The 18,980-nt window shown below is 73.3% G+C and carries 18 protein-coding genes and 1 tRNA gene; 10 read left to right on the forward strand and 9 right to left on the reverse strand.

The window, feature by feature from the left end; all coding sequences use genetic code 11:
* Nucleotides 1-39 precede the first annotated feature (39 nt).
* A complete protein-coding gene (paaN, locus tag ACFWTC_RS16465) occupies nucleotides 40-1,722 on the forward strand; it encodes a phenylacetic acid degradation protein PaaN (protein ID WP_383916031.1) in 1,683 nt (560 codons plus the stop codon).
* Nucleotides 1,723-1,751: 29 nt separating this feature from the next.
* Here the strand turns inward: paaN and ACFWTC_RS16470 are convergent, their stop codons facing one another.
* The 3 genes from ACFWTC_RS16470 to ACFWTC_RS16480 form a co-directional block, all read right to left on the reverse strand.
* Entirely contained in the window at nucleotides 1,752-2,507 is a 756-nt protein-coding gene (locus tag ACFWTC_RS16470; protein ID WP_384027642.1) for a TrmH family RNA methyltransferase, read from the reverse strand.
* A 264-nt stretch (nucleotides 2,508-2,771) separates the two neighbouring features.
* Nucleotides 2,772-4,136 (reverse strand): HTTM domain-containing protein, encoded by a 1,365-nt coding sequence (locus ACFWTC_RS16475; RefSeq protein WP_384027670.1) that lies wholly within the window; start codon nucleotides 4,134-4,136, stop codon nucleotides 2,772-2,774.
* Nucleotides 4,133-4,831 carry a DUF5819 family protein gene (locus tag ACFWTC_RS16480; RefSeq protein ID WP_384027640.1) on the reverse strand — a complete coding sequence of 233 codons (699 nt, stop codon included), beginning with the start codon at nucleotides 4,829-4,831 and terminating at the stop codon, nucleotides 4,133-4,135. Before ACFWTC_RS16480 ends, ACFWTC_RS16475 begins: the two co-directional genes overlap by 4 nt.
* A gap of 135 nt (nucleotides 4,832-4,966) precedes the next feature.
* Here ACFWTC_RS16480 and paaA point away from each other — a divergent pair, with 135 nt between their 5' ends.
* The 6 genes from paaA to ACFWTC_RS16510 all read left to right on the forward strand — a co-directional run bounded on the left by paaA (nucleotide 4,967) and on the right by ACFWTC_RS16510 (nucleotide 9,910).
* A complete protein-coding gene (gene paaA, locus ACFWTC_RS16485; protein ID WP_384027638.1) occupies nucleotides 4,967-5,959 on the forward strand; it encodes a 1,2-phenylacetyl-CoA epoxidase subunit PaaA in 993 nt (330 codons plus the stop codon).
* Nucleotides 5,956-6,240, forward strand: a complete 285-nt coding sequence (gene paaB, locus ACFWTC_RS16490; protein WP_030009045.1) for a 1,2-phenylacetyl-CoA epoxidase subunit PaaB — start codon at nucleotides 5,956-5,958, stop codon at nucleotides 6,238-6,240. Before paaA ends, paaB begins: the two co-directional genes overlap by 4 nt.
* Nucleotides 6,237-7,010 (forward strand): 1,2-phenylacetyl-CoA epoxidase subunit PaaC, encoded by a 774-nt coding sequence (paaC, locus tag ACFWTC_RS16495; protein WP_383916023.1) that lies wholly within the window; start codon nucleotides 6,237-6,239, stop codon nucleotides 7,008-7,010. Before paaB ends, paaC begins: the two co-directional genes overlap by 4 nt.
* Entirely contained in the window at nucleotides 7,004-7,516 is a 513-nt protein-coding gene (paaD, locus tag ACFWTC_RS16500) for a 1,2-phenylacetyl-CoA epoxidase subunit PaaD (RefSeq protein ID WP_383916022.1), read from the forward strand. Before paaC ends, paaD begins: the two co-directional genes overlap by 7 nt.
* Nucleotides 7,517-8,632, forward strand: coding sequence for a 2Fe-2S iron-sulfur cluster-binding protein (locus tag ACFWTC_RS16505; RefSeq protein ID WP_383916020.1), 1,116 nt, complete (start codon nucleotides 7,517-7,519; stop codon nucleotides 8,630-8,632). It abuts the gene before it with no gap.
* A gap of 135 nt (nucleotides 8,633-8,767) precedes the next feature.
* Nucleotides 8,768-9,910 (forward strand): acyl-CoA dehydrogenase family protein, encoded by a 1,143-nt coding sequence (locus ACFWTC_RS16510; protein WP_383916018.1) that lies wholly within the window; start codon nucleotides 8,768-8,770, stop codon nucleotides 9,908-9,910.
* Nucleotides 9,911-9,998: 88 nt separating this feature from the next.
* Here the strand turns inward: ACFWTC_RS16510 and ACFWTC_RS16515 are convergent, their stop codons facing one another.
* The 6 genes from ACFWTC_RS16515 to ACFWTC_RS16540 all read right to left on the reverse strand — a co-directional run bounded on the left by ACFWTC_RS16515 (nucleotide 9,999) and on the right by ACFWTC_RS16540 (nucleotide 15,715).
* Nucleotides 9,999-10,343 carry a rhodanese-like domain-containing protein gene (locus ACFWTC_RS16515; protein ID WP_383916016.1) on the reverse strand — a complete coding sequence of 115 codons (345 nt, stop codon included), beginning with the start codon at nucleotides 10,341-10,343 and terminating at the stop codon, nucleotides 9,999-10,001.
* A 145-nt stretch (nucleotides 10,344-10,488) separates the two neighbouring features.
* Complete coding sequence (locus ACFWTC_RS16520) at nucleotides 10,489-11,373, reverse strand: hypothetical protein (RefSeq protein ID WP_383916015.1); 885 nt, start codon at nucleotides 11,371-11,373, stop codon at nucleotides 10,489-10,491.
* 216 nt (nucleotides 11,374-11,589) lie between these two features.
* On the reverse strand, nucleotides 11,590-12,990 hold the full coding sequence (locus tag ACFWTC_RS16525; RefSeq protein ID WP_383916013.1) for a DUF2252 domain-containing protein: 1,401 nt from the start codon (nucleotides 12,988-12,990) through the stop codon (nucleotides 11,590-11,592).
* Nucleotides 12,991-13,107: 117 nt separating this feature from the next.
* Nucleotides 13,108-13,767, reverse strand: coding sequence for a response regulator (locus ACFWTC_RS16530; protein ID WP_383916011.1), 660 nt, complete (start codon nucleotides 13,765-13,767; stop codon nucleotides 13,108-13,110).
* A gap of 8 nt (nucleotides 13,768-13,775) precedes the next feature.
* Entirely contained in the window at nucleotides 13,776-15,449 is a 1,674-nt protein-coding gene (locus ACFWTC_RS16535) for a sensor histidine kinase (protein ID WP_383916009.1), read from the reverse strand.
* 183 nt (nucleotides 15,450-15,632) lie between these two features.
* Nucleotides 15,633-15,715 (reverse strand) — tRNA-Leu (locus ACFWTC_RS16540).
* Nucleotides 15,716-16,007: 292 nt separating this feature from the next.
* On the opposite strand from ACFWTC_RS16540, the gene ACFWTC_RS16545 reads away from it, so the two are divergent.
* The 3 genes from ACFWTC_RS16545 (at nucleotide 16,008) to ACFWTC_RS16555 (ending at nucleotide 18,954) form a co-directional block, all read left to right on the forward strand.
* Nucleotides 16,008-16,841, forward strand: a complete 834-nt coding sequence (locus ACFWTC_RS16545; RefSeq protein WP_383916007.1) for an FhaA domain-containing protein — start codon at nucleotides 16,008-16,010, stop codon at nucleotides 16,839-16,841.
* A 10-nt stretch (nucleotides 16,842-16,851) separates the two neighbouring features.
* Nucleotides 16,852-17,355, forward strand: a complete 504-nt coding sequence (locus tag ACFWTC_RS16550; protein ID WP_383916005.1) for an FHA domain-containing protein — start codon at nucleotides 16,852-16,854, stop codon at nucleotides 17,353-17,355.
* Between the two features lie 144 nt (nucleotides 17,356-17,499).
* On the forward strand, nucleotides 17,500-18,954 hold the full coding sequence (locus tag ACFWTC_RS16555; protein ID WP_383916003.1) for a Stp1/IreP family PP2C-type Ser/Thr phosphatase: 1,455 nt from the start codon (nucleotides 17,500-17,502) through the stop codon (nucleotides 18,952-18,954).
* The last annotated feature ends 26 nt before the right edge of the window (nucleotides 18,955-18,980 follow it).

Consider the following 18,980-nt stretch of genomic DNA (forward strand, 5'->3'; position numbering starts at 1 on the left):
TGCTCTCCTTCGCCCGGCTCAACGAGGAGTTGGTCCCTGATGGCCGCCGAGCTCACCGTCCCCCAGCTGTCCGCCCAGCACCGGCCCACCCTGGACCAGGCCCTGTCGGCGATCCGCAGCCGTGCCTACTGGTCCCCGCACCCCGAACACCCCAAGGCGTACGGGGAGACCGCGCCGGCCGACGGGCTCGCCGCCTTCGAGGCCCTCCGCGGCACCCGGCTGGACCTGGACCAGCCCGGTACGGACGGCTGGGTCGGCGGCGAGGTGTCGCCGTACGGCCCGGAACTGGGCGTCGAGTACCCGCACGCCGATCCGGAGGTCCTGCTGCCCGCCATGCGGGCCGGCATGGGCGCCTGGCGCGACGCGGGCCCCGAGACCCGCGCCCTGGTCTGTATCGAGATCCTGTCCCGCATCTCCGCCCGCACCCACGAGTTCGCGCACGCGGTGATGCACACCAGCGGCCAGGCCTTCATGATGGCGTTCCAGGCGGGCGGCCCCCACGCCCAGGACCGCGGCCTGGAGGCCGTGGCCTACGCGTACGAGGAGCAGACCCGCGTCCCCGGCCGCGCCGACTGGTCCAAGCCGCAGGGCAAGCGCGACCCGCTGCAGATCGGCAAGAGCTTCACGGCGGTCCCGCGCGGCATCGCCCTGATGATCGGCTGCAACACCTTCCCCACCTGGAACGGCTACCCGGGCCTGTTCGCCTCCCTGGCCACGGGCAACGCCGTGCTGGTCAAGCCGCACCCGCGCGCCGTCCTCCCGCTGGCCCTGACCGTCCGGGTCGCCCGCGAGGTGCTCGCCGAGGCCGGCTTCGACCCGAACCTGGTCGCGCTGGCGGTGGAGCGGCCCGGCGAGGGCATCGCGAAGACCCTGGCCGTGCGCCCCGAGATCAAGCTGATCGACTACACGGGCTCCACGGAGTTCGGCGACTGGCTGGAGGCCAACGCCCGCCAGGCGCAGGTCTACACGGAGAAGGCGGGCGTCAACACCGTCGTCCTGGACTCCACCGACGACTACAAGGGCATGCTGTCCAACCTGGCCTTCTCGCTGTCCCTGTACAGCGGCCAGATGTGCACCACCCCGCAGAACCTGCTGATCCCCCGCGAGGGCATCGCCACGGACGCCGGGCACAAGACGTACGACGAGGTCGTGGCCGACCTCGCGGCCTCGGTCGGCGGCCTGCTGGGCGACGACGCCCGGGCCAACGCGCTGCTGGGCGCCCTGGCCAACCCGGACGTCAAGGCCCGGCTGGAGGCGGCCGCCTCCCTCGGCGAGGTCGCGCTGGCCTCCCGCGAGGTGGTGAACCCCGACTTCCCCGACGCGGTGGTCCGCACCCCGGTCGTGGTCAAGCTCGACGCCGCCAAGCCGGACCCGGACGCGGCCTACCTCTCCGAGTGCTTCGGCCCGGTCTCCTTCGCGGTGGCGGTCGACTCCACGGCGGACGCGCTGGACCTGCTGCGCCGCACGGTGCGCGAGAAGGGCGCCATGACGGTCGGCGCGTACACGACGTCGGCGGACACCGAGCGGGCCATCGAGGAGGTCTGCCTGGAGGAGTCGGCGCAGCTCTCGCTGAACCTGACGGGCGGGGTGTACGTCAACCAGACCGCCGCGTTCTCCGACTTCCACGGCTCCGGCGGCAACCCGGCGGCCAACGCGGCCCTGTGCGACGGCGCCTTCGTCGCGAACCGGTTCCGCGTGGTGGAGGTCCGCCGCCAGGCGTAGGGCTGCCGGGGGCTGCCGGGGGCTGCCGGTCAGTCCTTAGGGCCGCCCCAGTGGAAGAGGGTCATGGCCACGCTGGTCGCCAGGTTGTAACTGGAGACCTGCGGCCGCATCGGCAGGGAGACCAGGTGGTCGGCCCGGGCGCGCAGCTCGGGCGAGATGCCGTGGCGCTCGGAGCCGAAGGCGAGCAGGGCGTCGTCCGGGAGGGTGAGGGAGCGGATGTCCTCGCCCTCCGGGTCGAGCGCGTACATCGGCCCCGGGGGCAGCTCCTCCAGCTCGACCCGGTCCACGGTGGTGGCGTAGTGCAGCCCGGCCCCGGACCGGACCACGTTCGGGTGCCAGGGGTCGAGGTCGCCGCGGGTGACCACGCCGGTCGCGCCGAAGCCGGCGGCCAGGCGGACGACGGCTCCGACGTTGCCGAGGTTGCGGGGGTTGTCGAGCACGACCACCGGGGCGGGACGCGGCAGCCGCCCGAGCGCGGCGCGGCCCGCCTCCCGGTCGGGCCGTACGGCGAGTGCGGCCACCCCCGTGGGGTGCACGCGGGCCAGCAGGCCCTTCAGCTCCGCCCGGCGCACGAGCCGGTCCACGTCGGGCCCGACGTCCGGGGCGAGCTCGGCCGCGAGGCCCCGTACGGCGGCGGGATCGTCGGCGACGACCACCTCGACCCGCGCCCCGAAACGCAGGGCGTGCTTCAGCGCGTGGAACCCGTCCAGCAGCACGAGATCCCCCCGCCCGGCGGCCTCCCGCCACACCCGCGCGGTTTCCCCGACTCCCGCATCCTCACTCATCCCCCGACCCTACGACCCCACCACGCCCCTCACGGCCCCCGTCCGGCCCCGCCGGGCCGAACCCACCCGTCAGCGCCCCGCCATCGCCCACGCGCTCTCCTCACAGCTCAGCAAACGCCTGGGCACACCCCTCACGGCCCAGCCACCGCTCAGGGCTTGCCGCCCAGCCCCGCACATGCTTGAGGCACGCATCCAGCCCCCGCCGGCGTTTGAGGCGCGGGGGTCCGGGGGCGGAGCCTCCGGGAACGGCGTCGCAGGTCGGGGTCAGCGCCCGCTCGGACTGGGCGCCGGCGCCGGCTCCGGGACGGCCGCGGGCTCCCCCTCGGCCTCGGCGGGCGCCGCAAGCCTCCCGGCACCGCGCGCGGGCGCCGGGCCCGAAGCCGGCAGCGGCACCGGCTCCGGCACCCCACCCCCCGGCCGGAGGCCGCCGACCCGGGCCCCGAGCCACAACAGGAACCCCGTCGGCAGGAACACCGCGTCAGCGGCGATCATCGCCAGCGAGAAGAACGGCAGGCCCAGCAGCACCGCGATCCCGGCGTGCTCCAGCATCATCACCGCCAGCAGCACGTTCTTGATCCGCCGGTTGCACAGCGTGAACGGGAACGCCACCTGCACCGCCACCGTCCCGTACGACAGCAGCATCACCAGCGTCCCGCTGCCCGCCACCAGCGCCGACAGCGCCGGCCACGGCGTGAAGTAGTCCAGCCCCAGCGGGTAGTACAGCGCGGTTCCGTCCTGCCACCGCGAGCCCTGGATCTTGTACCACCCCGCGGTCGCGTAGATCAGGCAGACCTCCGCCATGATCACCAGCATGCCCGCGTTGTGCAGCAGGTTCGCCAGGACGTCCAGCGTCGCCCGGCCCTCCCCCTCCGCCTCGTACCGGTCGACCATCCACCACAGCGCGGTGGCGACCCACAGCGTCGCGAAGGCCGCCAGCCAGCCGTAGCCGAACCGCCCGGTCGCCGCCCCGTACGCGAACGCCGCGCCCAGGACCATCCACAGCACCGGCCCGCCGGCGCCGGCCGTCGCCGAACCGTGCCGACGGGCCCTGCGGGCGTCCAGCGACCACACCTGCGCGCACCGCGTCAGCACCAGGTAGAGCGCCATGAGGTGGATGACGTTGTCCCCGCCGTCCCCCATGAAGACGCTGCGGTTCTGCAGCGACAGCACCCCGACCATGAACACCACGGACGTGCCGCGGGTCCGCCAGCCCAGCATCAGCGCCACGCTCGCCAGCACGGACACCGCGTAGACGATCTCGAACCACAGGGTGGAGTCGGACCACATCAGCACGGTGAAGGCCCGGTTCGAGGCGATCAGCCGCTCCGCCAAACCGAAGCTCCACGGCCCGTCCGGCCCGTACAGCTCGGCCCGGTTCGGGATCTCCCGGAGCAGGAAGAAGAGCCAGGTGCCGCTGAAGCCGATCCGGATGACGGCACTCTGGTACGGGCCCAGGGCCTGCCCGGAGACCTTCGCCAGCCCCCGCCCGGCCGAAGCCCGGAGCCTCCGCGCGACGGCCCTCGCCCCCGGCACAGAACCCGGCACGGGACCCGAACCCGGACCCGCCGGGGCCGGACCCGCCGGGGCCGGACCCGCCGGGGCCGGACCCGCCGGGGCCCCCGGCTTCACACCGTCCACCACGGCAGCTCCCGGTAGTACGTCTGGGTGTCGGTCGTCTCGGTGCTCCACTCTGGCGCGGGTACCGCCCTCGTCGCCGAGCGCAGCTGGATCCGCAGGACGTGCCCGTCCCGGTGGTCCGGCCCGATCCGGGCCGCCGCGATCCGCCGCAGGTACTCCTCGGACAGCTCGCCGCGCTCGCCGCTCGGCTTGTTGTCCGCGTCGTGGGAGCCCGTGAAGAAGTCCCAGGCCCGCCGCAGCTCGTTCTGCTCGGTGTGGCTCGGCAGCAGGCTGTGGCGGATCGCCGCGCCGTCCTCGGCGGACAGGTCGCGCCAGCCGGTGGTGACCAGGTTGCCGCCACCGGTCCGCACCTGGGCCCGTACCTCGACCGCGATGTTCTGCTGGAGCGGGTTGGGCGCGAAGAGCTTCCAGTTCTGTTCGAACTCGGGATAGATCCAGCCGTCGACCGTCCGCGCGTGCTCCCGGCTGACCGTGTTCACGGGCGCCACGTGCAGGAAGACCAGTGCCAGGTGGGAGCAGGCCGCCACGGCGGCCGCCCCCAGGGCGAGGGCCGTGACGACCCGGTACGGGGTGCTCAGACCGGCGATTCCGGGTGCTCTCGGAGGAGGCGGGAGCGGAGGCTGGGGCGGAGGCTGGGGCGGGGGCTGAGCAGTGCCCTCGGCGGGCTTTCGCTCGTTCGAATCCATCCCGCCCCGATCATCGGCCGTCCACAGGGTTCACCACAGAGGTTGACACCCTACGGGCCGCCGTCTCACCATTGAAGAGGATGAACCGAACGATCGGTCGGTCGGGCGGACGGCAGACTCAGACAGGGAGCCGGGATGACGGCAGTGACCCCGGACACGGGACACGACACGGACCTCGTGCGGCTCGCAGCCGCCTTCGACGCCACCGTGGCGGCGGACGAGCGCGTCGAGCCGCGTGACTGGATGCCCGAGGAGTACCGCGCGACCCTGGTCCGCCAAATGGCCCAGCACGCCCACTCCGAGATCATCGGCATGCAGCCCGAGGCGAACTGGATCACCCGCGCGCCCTCGCTGCGCCGCAAGGCGATCCTGATGGCCAAGGTCCAGGACGAGGCGGGCCACGGGCTGTACCTGTACAGCGCCGCCGAGACGCTGGGCACCAGCCGCGACGAGCTGCTCGACAAGCTCCACGCGGGCAAGCAGAAGTACTCCTCGATCTTCAACTACCCCACCCTGACCTGGGCGGACGTCGGCGCGATCGGCTGGCTCGTCGACGGCGCCGCGATCACCAACCAGGTGCCGATCTGCCGCTGCTCCTACGGGCCCTACGCCCGGGCCATGGTCCGGATCTGCAAGGAGGAGTCCTTCCACCAGCGCCAGGGGTTCGAGCTGCTCATGGCCCTCTCTCGGGGCACCGAGGCACAGCACGCGATGGCGCAGGACGCGGTCGACCGGTGGTGGTGGCCGTCCCTGATGATGTTCGGTCCTCCGGACGACGCCTCGTCGCACTCGGCGCAGTCGATGGCCTGGCGCATCAAGCGCCACTCCAACGACGAGCTGCGCCAGCGCTTCGTGGACATCGCCGTCCCGCAGGCCGAGTCGCTGGGCCTGACCCTGCCCGACCCGGACCTCAAGTGGAACGAGGAGCGCGGGCACCACGACTTCGGCGCGATCGACTGGGCCGAGTTCTGGGACGTGCTCAAGGGCAACGGCCCCTGCAACGCGGAGCGGATCGGCCGCCGGCGCGCGGCACACGAGGAAGGCGCCTGGGTGCGCGAGGCGGCGGCGGCCTATGCGGACAAGCAGGCCGCGAAGAACGACGGACAGACCGAGGAGGCACGGGTATGACGCAGAACTGGCCCTTGTGGGAGGTGTTCGTGCGCTCGCGGCGCGGCCTGTCGCACACGCACGCGGGCAGCCTGCACGCCCCCGACGCGGAGATGGCCCTGCGCAACGCCCGCGATCTCTACACCCGGCGCGGCGAGGGCATCTCGATCTGGGTGGTGCCCTCCACCGAGATCACCGCCTCGTCGCCGGACGAGCGGGACCCGTTCTTCGCACCGTCCGCCGACAAGCCCTACCGGCACCCCACCTTCTACGACATCCCGGAGGGGGTGAGCCACCTGTGACCGGCACCGACACCGCCCGCGGGACCGTTCGCGAAACCGGTCCCGACACCGTCCGCGACAGCTCCGCGGCGGCGGCCCTGGCCCTCGGGGACGACGCGCTGATCCTCTCCCACCGCCTCGGCGAGTGGGCGGGCCACGCCCCCGTCCTGGAGGAGGAGGTCGCGCTCGCCAACATCGCCCTCGACCTCCTCGGCCAGGCCCGCGTCCTGCTGTCCCTGGTCGGCGACGAGGACGAGCTCGCGTTCCTGCGCGAGGAGCGGTCCTTCCGCAACCTCCAGCTGGTCGAACAGCCGAACGGCGACTTCGCCCACACCATCGCCCGCCAGCTGTTCTTCTCCCTCTACCAGCACGAGCTCTACGGGGAACTGGCCCGGGGCGACGGCCCGTTCGCCCCGCTCGCGGCCAAGGCCGTCAAGGAGACCGCCTACCACCGCGACCACGCCGAGCAGTGGACCCTGCGGCTCGGCGACGGCACTCCGGAGAGCCGCGCCCGCATGCGGGCCGCCCTCGACGCGCTGTGGAGGTACACGGGCGAGATGTTCCAGCCCGTGGAGGGCCTCGACGACGTGGACCGGGCCGCCCTGGAGGCCCGCTGGCTCGCCGCGGTCACCGCCGTGCTGGAGCGGGCCGGGCTGGCGCTGCCCGGGGGGCCGCGCACCGGAGCCTGGGCGGCCGGAGCCGGTCGGCAGGGCCTGCACACCGAGCCGTTCGGCAGGCTCCTCGCGGAGATGCAGCACCTGCACCGCAGTCACCCGGGGGCGTCGTGGTGACCGGCGCGGGAACGGCCGCGACGACCCGGCTCGAAGCCGAACTGGCCGAGCTCGCGGGCTCCGTGCCCGACCCCGAGCTGCCCGTCCTCACGCTCTCCGAGCTCGGCGTCATGCGCGGGGTGCGGATGTGCGAGGACGGTCACGTCGAGGTCACCCTCACCCCCACGTACACCGGCTGCCCGGCCATCGAGGCGATGTCCGCCGACATCGAGCGGATCCTGAACGACCACGGCGTGCCCGAGGTGCGGGTGACCACGGTCCTGGCCCCCGCCTGGTCCACCGACGACATCTCCGCCGAAGGACGCCGCAAACTGGCCGAGTTCGGCATCGCCCCGCCCCGGCCGCACGCGGCAGGCGGCCCCGTCCCGCTGACCCTCTCGGTGCGCTGCCCGAACTGCGGGTCCACCGACACCGAACTGCTCAGCCGCTTCTCCTCCACCGCGTGCAAGGCCCTGCGCCGCTGCGTCGCCTGCCGCGAACCGTTCGACCACTTCAAGGAGCTGTAGATGGCCGAGGCACCCCGGCCGGCCGGCCGGCACGGCGCGTTCCACCCGCTCACGGTGGCCTCGGTCGAGCGCCTCACCGAGGACGCGGTGGCCCTGGCCCTCCAGGTCCCCGGCGGCCTGCGCGCCGAGTACCGGCACGCCCCCGGCCAGCACCTGACCCTGCGCCGGACCACCCCCGAAGGGGTGGAGATCCGCCGCACGTACTCGATCTGCTCAGCCGCCCCGGCCCCGGACGGCCCGGGCCCCGACCTGCTCCGCGTCGGGGTGCGGCTCGTGGAGGGCGGCGAGTTCTCCACGTTCGCGCACAAGGAGATCGCCGCCGGGGACGTGCTCGACGTGATGGTCCCGGCCGGACGGTTCGTCCTGGACCCGGCCACGGCACCGGCCGACGGGCACTACGCCGCCGTCGTCGGCGGCAGCGGGATCACCCCCGTGCTGTCCATCGCCGCGACCCTGCTGGCCGCCCGTCCCGACGCCCGGTTCTGCCTCGTGCGCAGCGACCGCAGCGCCGCCTCCACGATGTTCCTGGAGGAGGTCGCCGACCTCAAGGACCGCTACCCCGCCCGCTTCCAGCTGGTGACGATCCTCTCCCGCGAGGAGCAGGAGGCCGGCCTGCCCTCCGGCCGCCTCGACGAGGAGCGGCTGGCGGCGCTGCTGCCCGCCCTGCTGCCGGTCGCCGAGGTGACCGGCTGGTTCCTGTGCGGGCCGTACGGCCTGGTGCAGGGCGCCGAGCGGGCGCTCGGGGCACTCGGCGTCGCCCGGAACCGGGTCCACGAGGAGATCTTCCACGTCGAGGACACGGCGGCGCCGACCCGCGCGGCCGCGTCCGCCGCGCCCGCCCACGGGCGGGTCACCGCACGGCTCGACGGCCGCTCGGGCACCTGGCCGGTCCGCGACGGGGAGTCCCTGCTGGACGCGGTGCTGCGCAACCGCGCCGACGCCCCGTACGCCTGCAAGGGCGGCGTGTGCGGCACCTGCCGGGCCTTCCTCGTGACGGGCGAGGTGCGGATGGAGCGGAACTTCGCCCTCGAAGAGGAGGAGACGGAGGCCGGCTTCGTCCTGGCCTGCCAGTCGCACGCCGTGACGGAGGAAGTGGAGATCGACTTCGACCGCTGACCCGGCGCCCTCCCGGCCGTCCTCCCCGCGCCCTTCCGCCCCGGTCCGGCACCAGGCTGTGCATTTTCAAGAACTTGTTCTATCTTGACGCACCGTCAGGACAGGACGGACCGGGTGCGCGCGGGAGGACAGGCAGTGGACTTCACCTTCACCGAGGAACAACAGGCCGCCGTCGAGGCGGCGAAGGCCGTGTTCGCGGATGTCGCGCCCGACAGCGTGCCGAGTCCCGCACTCACCCCCGGGGCGGTCGCCCAGGACTTCGACCGGCCGCTGTGGGCCAAGCTCGCCTCATCCGACCTGCTGAGCCTGGTCCTCGCCGAGGAACACGGCGGCGCCGGCCTGGACACCATCGCCCTGTGCCTGGTGCTGCGCGAGGCCGCCGGGGTACTGGCCCGCGTACCGCTGCTGGAGCACTGCGCCACCGCCATGGCCGTCCAGGCCCACGGGGGGCCCGAGCTGACCGCCGCGCTCCTGCCCGGCGCCGGGAACGGGACGCTCGTCCTCACCGCCGCCGCGCACGGCCGCTCCGGCCACGACCCGGCCGAACTCGCCGTCACCGCCCGCCGCGACGGCGCCGAGTGGACCCTGGAGGGCGTCCAGACCGCCGTCCCCTGGGCCCAGAACGCCGACTGGATCGCCGTACCGGCCCACACCGGCGGGGGAGAGGCCGTCCTCGCGCTCGTCCCCCGCACCGCCGGGGGCCTGGCCCTCGCCGAGCAGTCCTCCACCAGCGGGGAGCGCCTCGCCGAACTGACCCTGGACGGCGTACGGGTGCCCACCTCGCACCTCATCGAAGCCGCCGGCGCCTGGGAACGGCTCCGCCAGCTCCTCGCCACCGGAACCTGCGCCCTCGCACTCGGCCTCGGCGAGCGGGTGCTCGCCATGACCAGCCGGTACACCGCCGAGCGCGAGCAGTTCGGCTTCCCCGTCGCCACGTTCCAGGCCGTCGCCGTCCAGGCCGCCGACCGCTACATCGACCTGCGCGCCATGGAGGTCACCCTCTGGCAGGCCGCCTGGCGCCTCGACGCCGCGACCGGCGGAGCCGGCGGTCCGCTGCCGAGCTCCGGTGACGTGGCGGTCGCCAAGATCTGGGCCTCGGAGGGGGTGCGCCGGGTCGTGCAGACCGCACAGCACCTGCACGGCGGGTTCGGCGCCGACACCGACTACCCGCTGCACCGCTACCACGCGTGGGCCAAGCAGCTGGAGCTCCAGCTCGGCCCGGCCGCCGCGCACGAGGAGGCCCTGGGCGACCTGCTGGCCGCCCACCCCCTCGCCTGACGCCGGGCCGGGCCCGGGGGCCCGGTCCGGGCCCCCGGGGGCCGCCCTGAGGCCCCAGAGCCCTGGGCCCTTGAGCTCCTGACCTGCCCTAGAGCACGAAGGGCGGGGTCCCGCTGTCCGTCACCATCGGGCGCCCGGCCCCGTCCCAGGCCTGCATGCCGCCGTCGATGTTGACGGCGTCGATGCCCTGGCGGACGAGGTACTGCGTGACCTGCGCGGAGCGCCCGCCCACGCGGCACATCACGTGCACGCGGGCGCCGTCCGGGGCCGCCTCCGTGAGCTCGCCGAAGCGGCTCACGAAGTCGCTCATCGGGATGTGCAGAGCGCCCTCGACGTGGCCGGCCGCCCATTCGTCGTCCTCGCGGACGTCGAGGACAAAGCCTTCGGAGGGCACCGCGGCGGCGTCCACCGAGGGAAGCGGTCCGAAGTTCATGCGTGGCCTTCTCTCATCGCAGATGGGTGAGGCCAACCTATCGGACCGCACCCCTGCGACCCGCCGGTGCCGGGGTCCCGCCGAGTACCGCCGCGGCCGGGCCCACAACCCCATCGGCGCAGGCCGGGGAGGGCCGCAGCGCCCCTCAGGGAGCGGCGAGAGCAGCCAGTTCCGCCTCGCGCTCGGACACCTGCGCCAGCAACTGCTCCGCGATCTCCTCCAGCAGCCGGTCCGGGTCCTCCGGGGCCATCCGGAGCATCGACCCGATCGCGCTGTCTTCCAGGTCCTTGGCGACCAGCGACAGCAGCTCCTTGCGGCGCGACAGCCACTCCAGCCGGGCGTACAGCTCCTCGCTCTCGCCCGGAACCGCCTGCTCGGGCGCCGGACCGGCCGCCCACTCTTCGGCGAGCTCGCGCAGCTGCTGCTCCTCGCCCCGCCCGTACGCGGCGTTCACCCGGGCGATGAAGGCGTCACGGCGCTCTCGCTCGGCCTCGTCCTGGGCGAGGTCCGGGTGGGCCTGGCGGACCAGCTCGCGGTAGAGGCGCCGTACCTCCTCCGAGGGCCGCACCCGCTGCGGCGGCCGCACCGGACGGTCGGTGAGCATCGCGCCGGCGTCGTCGGAGACCCCGTCGGAGTCCATCCAGTCGTGGAACAGCTCGTCCACGCCCGGCATGGGCATCACCAGCGCCCGGGCCTCCTTGGCCCGCCGCAGATCGTCGGGATCGCCGCTACGGTCCGCCTTCGCCTCGGCGATGAGCGCGTCCAGCTCATCGAGCCGCGAGTACATCGGCCCGAGCTTCTGGTGGTGCAGGCGGGAGAAGTTCTCCACCTCCACGCGGAAGGTCTCCACCGCGATCTCGAACTCGATCAGCGCCTGCTCGGCGGCGCGCACGGCCCGCTCCAGGCGCGCCTCGGGACGGTCTGCGCCGGAGTCACCGCAATCGCCGGGACCGCCGGAATCACCGGGGCCGCCGGGGGCCGGCTGCACGGGCTGCTCAGGCTGCTCGGTCTGTTCGGTCTGCTCGCTCACGCGGCCAGCCTACGGCCCGCCCGGCCGGGTGGTGTTTCACGTGAAACACCACCCGCCGCGCGAGGCACCACCCCGAAGCCCGGGCCCCCGGAGACCCACCCCCCGAACCCCGCCTGCCGACCCGGCACCGGGCCCGGCACCCGACCCGCCGACCCGGCACCCGCCCGCGGCACCGACCCCGCCGGCCCCGCGCCCGGCCCGCACCGCGCCGCACCGTCAGACCCCGGCCTCCGCCGCGATCCGTCCCGCCCGCACCGCCGTCACCAGGTCCGCGTGGTCCGCCTCGGTCCGGTCGGCGTAGGCCACCGCGAAGGCGGCCACCGCCTCGTCCAGCTCCTCGTTCTTCCCGCAGTACCCGGCCAGAAGCCGGGGGTCGACGCTGTGCGCGTGCGCCCGCGCCAGCAGCGCCCCGGTCATCCGCCCGTAGTCGTCGAACTCCTCCGCGGTCAGCGCCGCCGGGTCCACGCTGCCCTTTCGGTTGCGGAACTGCCGCACCTGGAAGGGCCGCCCCTCCACCGTGGTCCAGCCGAGCATGATGTCCGACACCACCTGCATCCGCTTCTGCCCGGTCACCACCCGGCGCCCCTCGTGCTCCTGCGGCGGCGCGGGGAAGCCCAGGGCCGGCAGGTGCGGCAGCAGGACCGAGGGCCGCGCCTCCTTCACCTGGAGCACCAGCGGCTCGCCCCGGTGGTCCATGAGCAGCACCACGTACGAGCGCGTGCCGACGCTCCCGGTGCCCACGACCCGGAAGGCAACGTCGTGGATCGCGTACCGGGCCAGCAGCGGCAGCCGGTCTCCCGTCAGGGTCTCCAGGTACGGGCCCAGCGAGGCCGCCACCGCAGCCGCCTCCGCGTCCCCGACCCGGCGCAGCACGGGCAGCGCGTCCACGAAGCGACAGCTGCCGTCCGCCGCGGCCTCGGTCGACTTCGCCGCGAACCGGGCGGAGGTGTTGTTGCGGGCCTTCTGCGACACCCGCTCCAGCGTCCCCAGCAGGTCCCGCGCGTCGGCGTGCGAGACGAGTTCCTCGTCCGCGATGGCGTTCCAGGCGTCCATGGCGGGCAGCTTCGCCAGCAGCCGCATGGTCCGCCGGTAGGCGCCCACCGTGTCCCGCGCCGCCGCACGGCAGGTGTCCTCGTCGGCTCCGGCCACCCGCCCGGCCAGCACCAGCGAGGTCGCCAGCCGCTTCACGTCCCACTCCCACGGACCGAAGACGGTCTCGTCGAAGTCGTTGAGGTCGATGGTCAGACGGCCGTGCACGTCCCCGTACAGCCCGAAGTTCGCCGCGTGCGCGTCCCCGCAGATCTGCGCGCCGACCCCGGTGACCGGGCCGCCGGACAGGTCGTACGCCATCAGCCCGGCCGCCCCGCGCAGGAACGCGAACGGGTTAGCCGCCATCCGCCCCACCCGTATCGGAGTTAGCTCGGCGACCCGCCCGGCGTTGGACTCCTCGACCGCCCGCACGGCGTCCGGGCGGTCGGCCGGCGCCTCGAAGGCGGCGTGCGCCGAGCGCGGCACCCGTCCGCGCAGGGCCTTGCCGTGCTCCTTCGGCGATCCGTCCGCCACTCTCGGCGCGAACCCCTTCACCTGCGGTATCCGCTGCCCCGCTGCCGCCGTCATGTGCGCCGCCCCACCCGTCCATTCGATCGCCAGAACGGGCTGACCGTACCGACAGCCGGCGCCCCTGGCCAGCAACCTCCGTGCCGGCGTCCCCGGCCCGCACCTCCGGCCGGGCGGCTACAGCCCCGCGTCCCTGGCCAGCAGCGCCGCCTGCACCCGGTTCTCACAGCCCAGCTTCGCCAGGATCCGGCTCACGTACGTCTTCACCGTGGCCTCGCTCATGTGCAGCCGCCGGCCCGCGTCCGCGTTCGACAGGCCCTCCCCGAGCAGCGCCAGCACCCCGCGCTCCCGCTCGCTCAGCTCCGCCACCTGCCGGCGCGCCTCCTCGCCGCGCACCGCCGCCCTACCCGAGGACAGCTGGTCCACCACGTGCCGCGTCGCACCCGGCGACAGGTAGGCGTCGCCAGCCGCGGCCGCCCGCACCGCCCCGATCAGCTCGCCCGGCGCGGAGTCCTTCAGCAGGAACCCCGCGCCGCCCTGACCCAGGGCCCGCAGCACGTTCTCCTTCTCCCCGAAGGTGGTCAGGATCAGCGCCCGCACCGCCGGAACCGCCCGCTTCAGCTCCCCCAGCGCGGTCAGCCCGTCCATCACCGGCATCTGGATGTCCAGCAGCACCACGTCCGGCCCGTGCGCGCGGGCCAGGTCCACGGCCTCGCGCCCGTTCGACGCCTCCGCCACCACCTCGATGTCCGGAGCCGAGGTCAGGATCATCCTGATCCCGGCCCGGATCAACGGCTCGTCGTCCGCGATCACCACGCGGATCACTTCGGTTGTCACCCGAACTCCTACTGCTTGACCTGGTAGGACTGCTTGTCGACAAGCGTGCCGTCCTTGAAGCAGAACCGGAACGCGACGTCGGTGGTCAGGTCCGGCGAATCCTCCGACGACAACAGCACCAGACAGCTCGCCCCCTCCGGCCGCGGCGGCCCCTTCCGGTCCATGCCCCCGGTGAAGATGCTGTCCCCGTCCGGCAGCCGGTCGCGGACCGCCTGCTCCGGCTCGCCCAGCCGCACGGCGTCGTACTCACCCCGGTCGATCATCGCGTTGTTCACCGACCCCACCAGCAGCACCACTCCGGCCACCAGGGCCACCAGCAGCACCACCACGGCCGCGGACGCGATCCCGCACCCCAGCGCTATGCCGCCGGACCGGCTGCGGGCCCGTACGGCCAGCTCCCGGTCCACCGCGGCCCAGTCCATCGGGGAGTCGCCCTTCGGGTCCCCGACCACGGCCCCCTGCCCGAAGTCGTCGGCCACGTCCGCCACCCCGGCCGGCCCGGCACCGTACGGGAGCACCCCCGCGACCCGGAAGCCGCCGCCCTCGACGGCGCCCGCGTGCACCATTCCGCCGACCAGCCGGGCCCGTTCGCGCAGCCCCGTCAGCCCCTGCCCGCCCGACACGACCTCGCCGGCCCCCGGACCGGTCGCCACGCCGTTGGCTATCTCCACCACCAGCGAGTCGTCCTCGTACCGCAGTTCCACCGCGATCGACGCCCCCGGAGCGTGCTTGTACGCGTTCGTCAGCGCCTCCTGCACGATCCGGTACGCCGCGTGGTCGCAGGCCGCGACGAGCTCCCTCGGCTGCCCCGACGTCGTCAGCCGTACGTCGGTCCCCGCGCCCCGCGCCGCCTCCACGACCCCCGCGATCCCGGCCACGCCGCGCGCCGGGGACTGGGCCTCCTCCACCGGCACCGGGCCCTCCACCCCGTCGCGCATGATGCCGACGACCTCGCGCAGCTCGTGCATCGCCGCCACCGAGGCCTGCCGCAGCACCCCCACCGCCTCGCGCTGGCGGTCGGTCAGCTTCGGATCGACCTCCAGCGCACCGGTGTGCACCGAGATCAGCGCCAGCTGGTGGCCCAGGCTGTCGTGCATGTCCTGCGCGATCCGCTGCCGCTCCCGCAGCCGCGCCTGGCCCGCGATCATCGCCCGTTCCCGCAGCAGCTGCCCGTTGCGCTCCTGCAGGGCCCGCAGCAGCGTCCGGCGCTGCGACCAGTACCGGCTGGCCAGACCCGGCACCACCGTCGCCACGAGGAACATCAGCGTCGTGAACACGATCACGAGCAGCGGCCGCATCTGGTCCCACTGGGACAGCAGGCTGAATCCGGTCGCTGCGAGGAAGGCGAGGGTGAAGGCGGCCAGCGCCCGGCCCACCCCGACGATCCGCCGCCCCGCGGACCAGCCCAGCAGAATCGTGACCAGGAACACCCCGGGCAGCACGCTGCTCGCCGCCGAGCCGACCACGAGGGCGCTCCCGGGGAACCGCCGGCGCAGGAGCGTCAGCACCACGACGGCCAGGGCGCTCACCAGCATCCGGCGCCCGGAGCCGTTGTCGAGTTCCTCGACGCCCAGCCCCAGCACGGCCAGCACACCGGCCAGGGCCAGGTCACCGGCCAGCATCCGCCGGGTCCAGGGCTCGGGCCCCCTCAGCCGGTCCCAACCCGCACGCGTCTTCGCCATGACATCCACCCGACGACCCTAGACACCCGCGTCCGGCGCCGGCCGCCCTCTTTCGTCGCACCCCCCGCGACGAAAGTCTGGTGTCCGGGGACAAGGGAGACGAAGAGGGACCAGGGACCCACCCGATGCGGGCAACACGAAACGGCCGCCACCGCTTCCGCGATGACGACCGTTTCGTCGATGTGGGCGAGGGGGGATTTGAACCCCCACGTCCCGAAGGACACTGGCACCTGAAGCCAGCGCGTCTGCCGTTCCGCCACTCGCCCGAGCAGCACCCCAGTGGATCTTCCCTTTCGGGCCGTTCCCCTGGCGACGTCGAAAGATTAGCACGTAGAACGGGGTGGATTCACATCCCTTTCCCCGGCCCCCGCACCCCGCCGGGGGCGGCCCCTCCCGCACTCCGCCCCGGGTGCGGGACACTGTCCCTGACACGCCCCTACGATCGCTTGTGAGGACCAACACTCCTCCGCACAGGACCGATGGGGAACCAGCCGAATCCGCCACGCGTGGATACGATCAGTAAGCAGTACAGGGCGACAACGACGGAGGAGGTGCCCCATGGGAGTCCTGAAGCGGTTCGAGCAGCGACTCGAAGGTCTGGTGAACGGCACCTTCGCCAAAGTCTTCAAGTCCGAGGTCCAGCCGGTCGAGATCGCCGGCGCCCTCCAGCGCGAGTGCGACAACAACGCCACCATCTGGAACCGTGAGCGGACCGTCGTCCCCAACGACTTCATCGTGGAGCTCAGCGCCGGCGACTACGACCGCCTGAGCCCCTACTCGGGGCAGCTCGGCGACGAGCTCGCGGGCCTGGTCCGCGACTACGCCAAGCAGCAGCGCTACAGCTTCATGGGCCCCATCAAGGTCCAGCTGGAGAAGGCCGAAGACCTCGACACCGGGCTCTACCGGGTCCGCAGTCGTACCCTCGCCTCCAGCACCTCGCAGCCGCAGGCCCCCCAGGGCGGCCAGGCAGCGTCCCAGAACCAGCAGCAGGGCGGCTACGGGTACCCCCCGGTCGCCGCCCCGCCCATGCCCGCGGGCCCGCCTCCCGGCGGCGCTGCAGGGCGTCGGCCCGCCCCCGGCGGAGCCGCTCCCGCGTCCTCCCCGGGCGCCCCGCGACGGCACTGGATCGAGATCAACGGCACCCGCCACCAGATCTCGCGCCCCACGCTCGTACTCGGCCGAAGCACGGAAGCCGACGTGCGGATCGACGACCCCGGCGTCTCGCGCCGGCACTGTGAGATCCGGACCGGAACGCCCTCGACGATCCAGGATCTAGGGTCCACCAATGGCATCGTGGTGGACGGGCAGCACACCACCCGCGCTACGCTCCGCGACGGCTCGCGGATCGTCGTGGGCAGCACCACCATCATTTACCGGCAAGCCGAAGGGTGAAGCGGGGGCAATGTCAGAGCTGACCCTGACGGTCATGCGGTTGGGTTTCCTAGCCGTTCTGTGGCTGTTCGTCATCGTGGCCGTCCAGGTCATCCGCAGCGACCTCTTCGGCACGAGGGTGACGCAACGCGGCTCCCGCCGCGGCGGCGCGGCTGCCGGTGCCCAGCAGCAGGCGGGGGGCCGCCAGGCGGCCCCACCCCAGCAGCGCCAGCGCCGCGGTGCGCCGACCAAACTCGTCGTCTCCGAGGGCACCCTCACGGGCACCACGGTGGCCCTCGCGGGCCAGACGATCACGCTGGGCCGCGCCCACGACTCGACGATCGTGCTGGACGACGACTACGCGTCCAGCCGTCATGCCAGGATCTACCCGGACCGTGACGGGCAGTGGATCGTCGAGGACCTCGGCTCCACCAACGGCACGTATCTCGACCGGAACCGGCTGACCACCCCGACGCCCATTCCGCCGGGTGCCCCGATCCGCATCGGCAAGACCGTCATCGAGCTGCGGAAGTAGTACGAGAATGAGCGAGCGGAGCGAGCGAGCCGCGGAGATCCGTCCCACTGTGGAAACGGACCCGCGCGCGCTCCCGACCGGAGGGTGGGCAGTGTGGCTCGAGACCGGTTGTACCCGGAGGCAGCGTCGACAGGGCAGGTGCGCATGAGTCTGTCCCTGCGGTTCGCTGCCGGATCGCACAAGGGCATGATCCGCGAGGGGAACGAGGACTCCGGTTACGCCGGCCCACGTCTCCTCGCGATCGCCGACGGCATGGGCGGCCAGGCCGCCGGCGAGGTCGCCAGCTCCGAGGTGATCTCGACCCTCGTGCAGCTCGACGACGACGTCCCGGGCTCCGACATCATCACCTCGCTCTCCACCGCCGTGCAGCGGGCCAACGACCAGCTGCGCGCGATGGTCGAGGAGGACCCGCAGCTCGAGGGCATGGGCACCACCCTGACCGCCCTCCTGTGGACCGGCCAGCGCCTCGGCCTCGTCCACGTCGGCGACTCCCGGGCCTACCTGCTGCGCGACGGCGTCCTCACGCAGATCACCCAGGACCACACCTGGGTGCAGCGCCTCGTCGACGAGGGCCGTATCACCGAGGAGGAGGCGACGACCCACCCGCAGCGCTCCCTCCTGATGCGCGCGCTCGGCAGCGGCGACATCGTCGAACCCGACCTCTCCATCCGCGAGGTCCGGGCCGGAGACCGCTACCTGATCTGCTCCGACGGGCTGTCCGGCGTGGTCTCCCACCAGACCCTGGAAGAGACCCTCGCCGACTACCACGGCCCCCGCGAGACCGTGCAGTCCCTGATCCAGCTCGCGCTGCGCGGCGGCGGTCCCGACAACATCACCTGCATCGTCGCCGACGTCCTCGACACCGACAGCGGCGACACGCTCGCCGCCCAGGTGAGCGACACCCCGGTCGTCGTCGGCGCGGTCGCCGAGAACCAGCACCAGCTCTTCGACGGCGGCAACGCCATGCACACCCCGGCCGGCCGCGCCTCGGGACTCGGCCGCCAGGCCCCCCCGCCCGCCGGCTCCTTCGGCCCGCCCGGAAGTGGCGACGCCCCCGGTTACGGGTACGCGGACCCCGGCCAGGGCGGCGGCGGGTACGGCAGCTTCGGCGAAGCCGACGGCTACGACTCCGGGTACGAGGACGCGTACGACAAGCCCCGCAGGCGCCGCAGCAAAGGGCGCAAGTGGACCACCCGTACGCTGATGCTGCTGCTCGTCGCCGGAGTCATCGGCGGCGGCCTCTACGCCGGCTGGCGCTGGACGCAGACCCAGTACTACATCGGCGTCAAGGGCGACCACGTCGCGCTCTTCAAGGGCATCAGCCAGAAGCTCGGGCCGGTCAAGCTCTCCGAGGTGGAGACCGACCGACCCGACATCGAACTGAAGTACCTCCCGCCCTTCAAGCTGAAGCTCGTACAGGCCACCATCAGCGAGAGCAGCCTGGACGGCGCACGCGAGAAGATCGACGACCTCGGTCTCCAGGTGTCCGCCTGCAAGAAGGACGAAGAGCGCCGCAACGCCGAGGCGCAGAACCAGACACCCGCCGCCGGCCTGACTCCCGCGGAGCAGCAGCTGGTCGGCCTGTGCGGAAAGCAGTAGACACACGCGGGCGCAGGGGGCCTGCC

The organism is Streptomyces sp. NPDC058619, from assembly GCF_042717785.1.
Classification (GTDB): domain Bacteria; phylum Actinomycetota; class Actinomycetes; order Streptomycetales; family Streptomycetaceae; genus Streptomyces.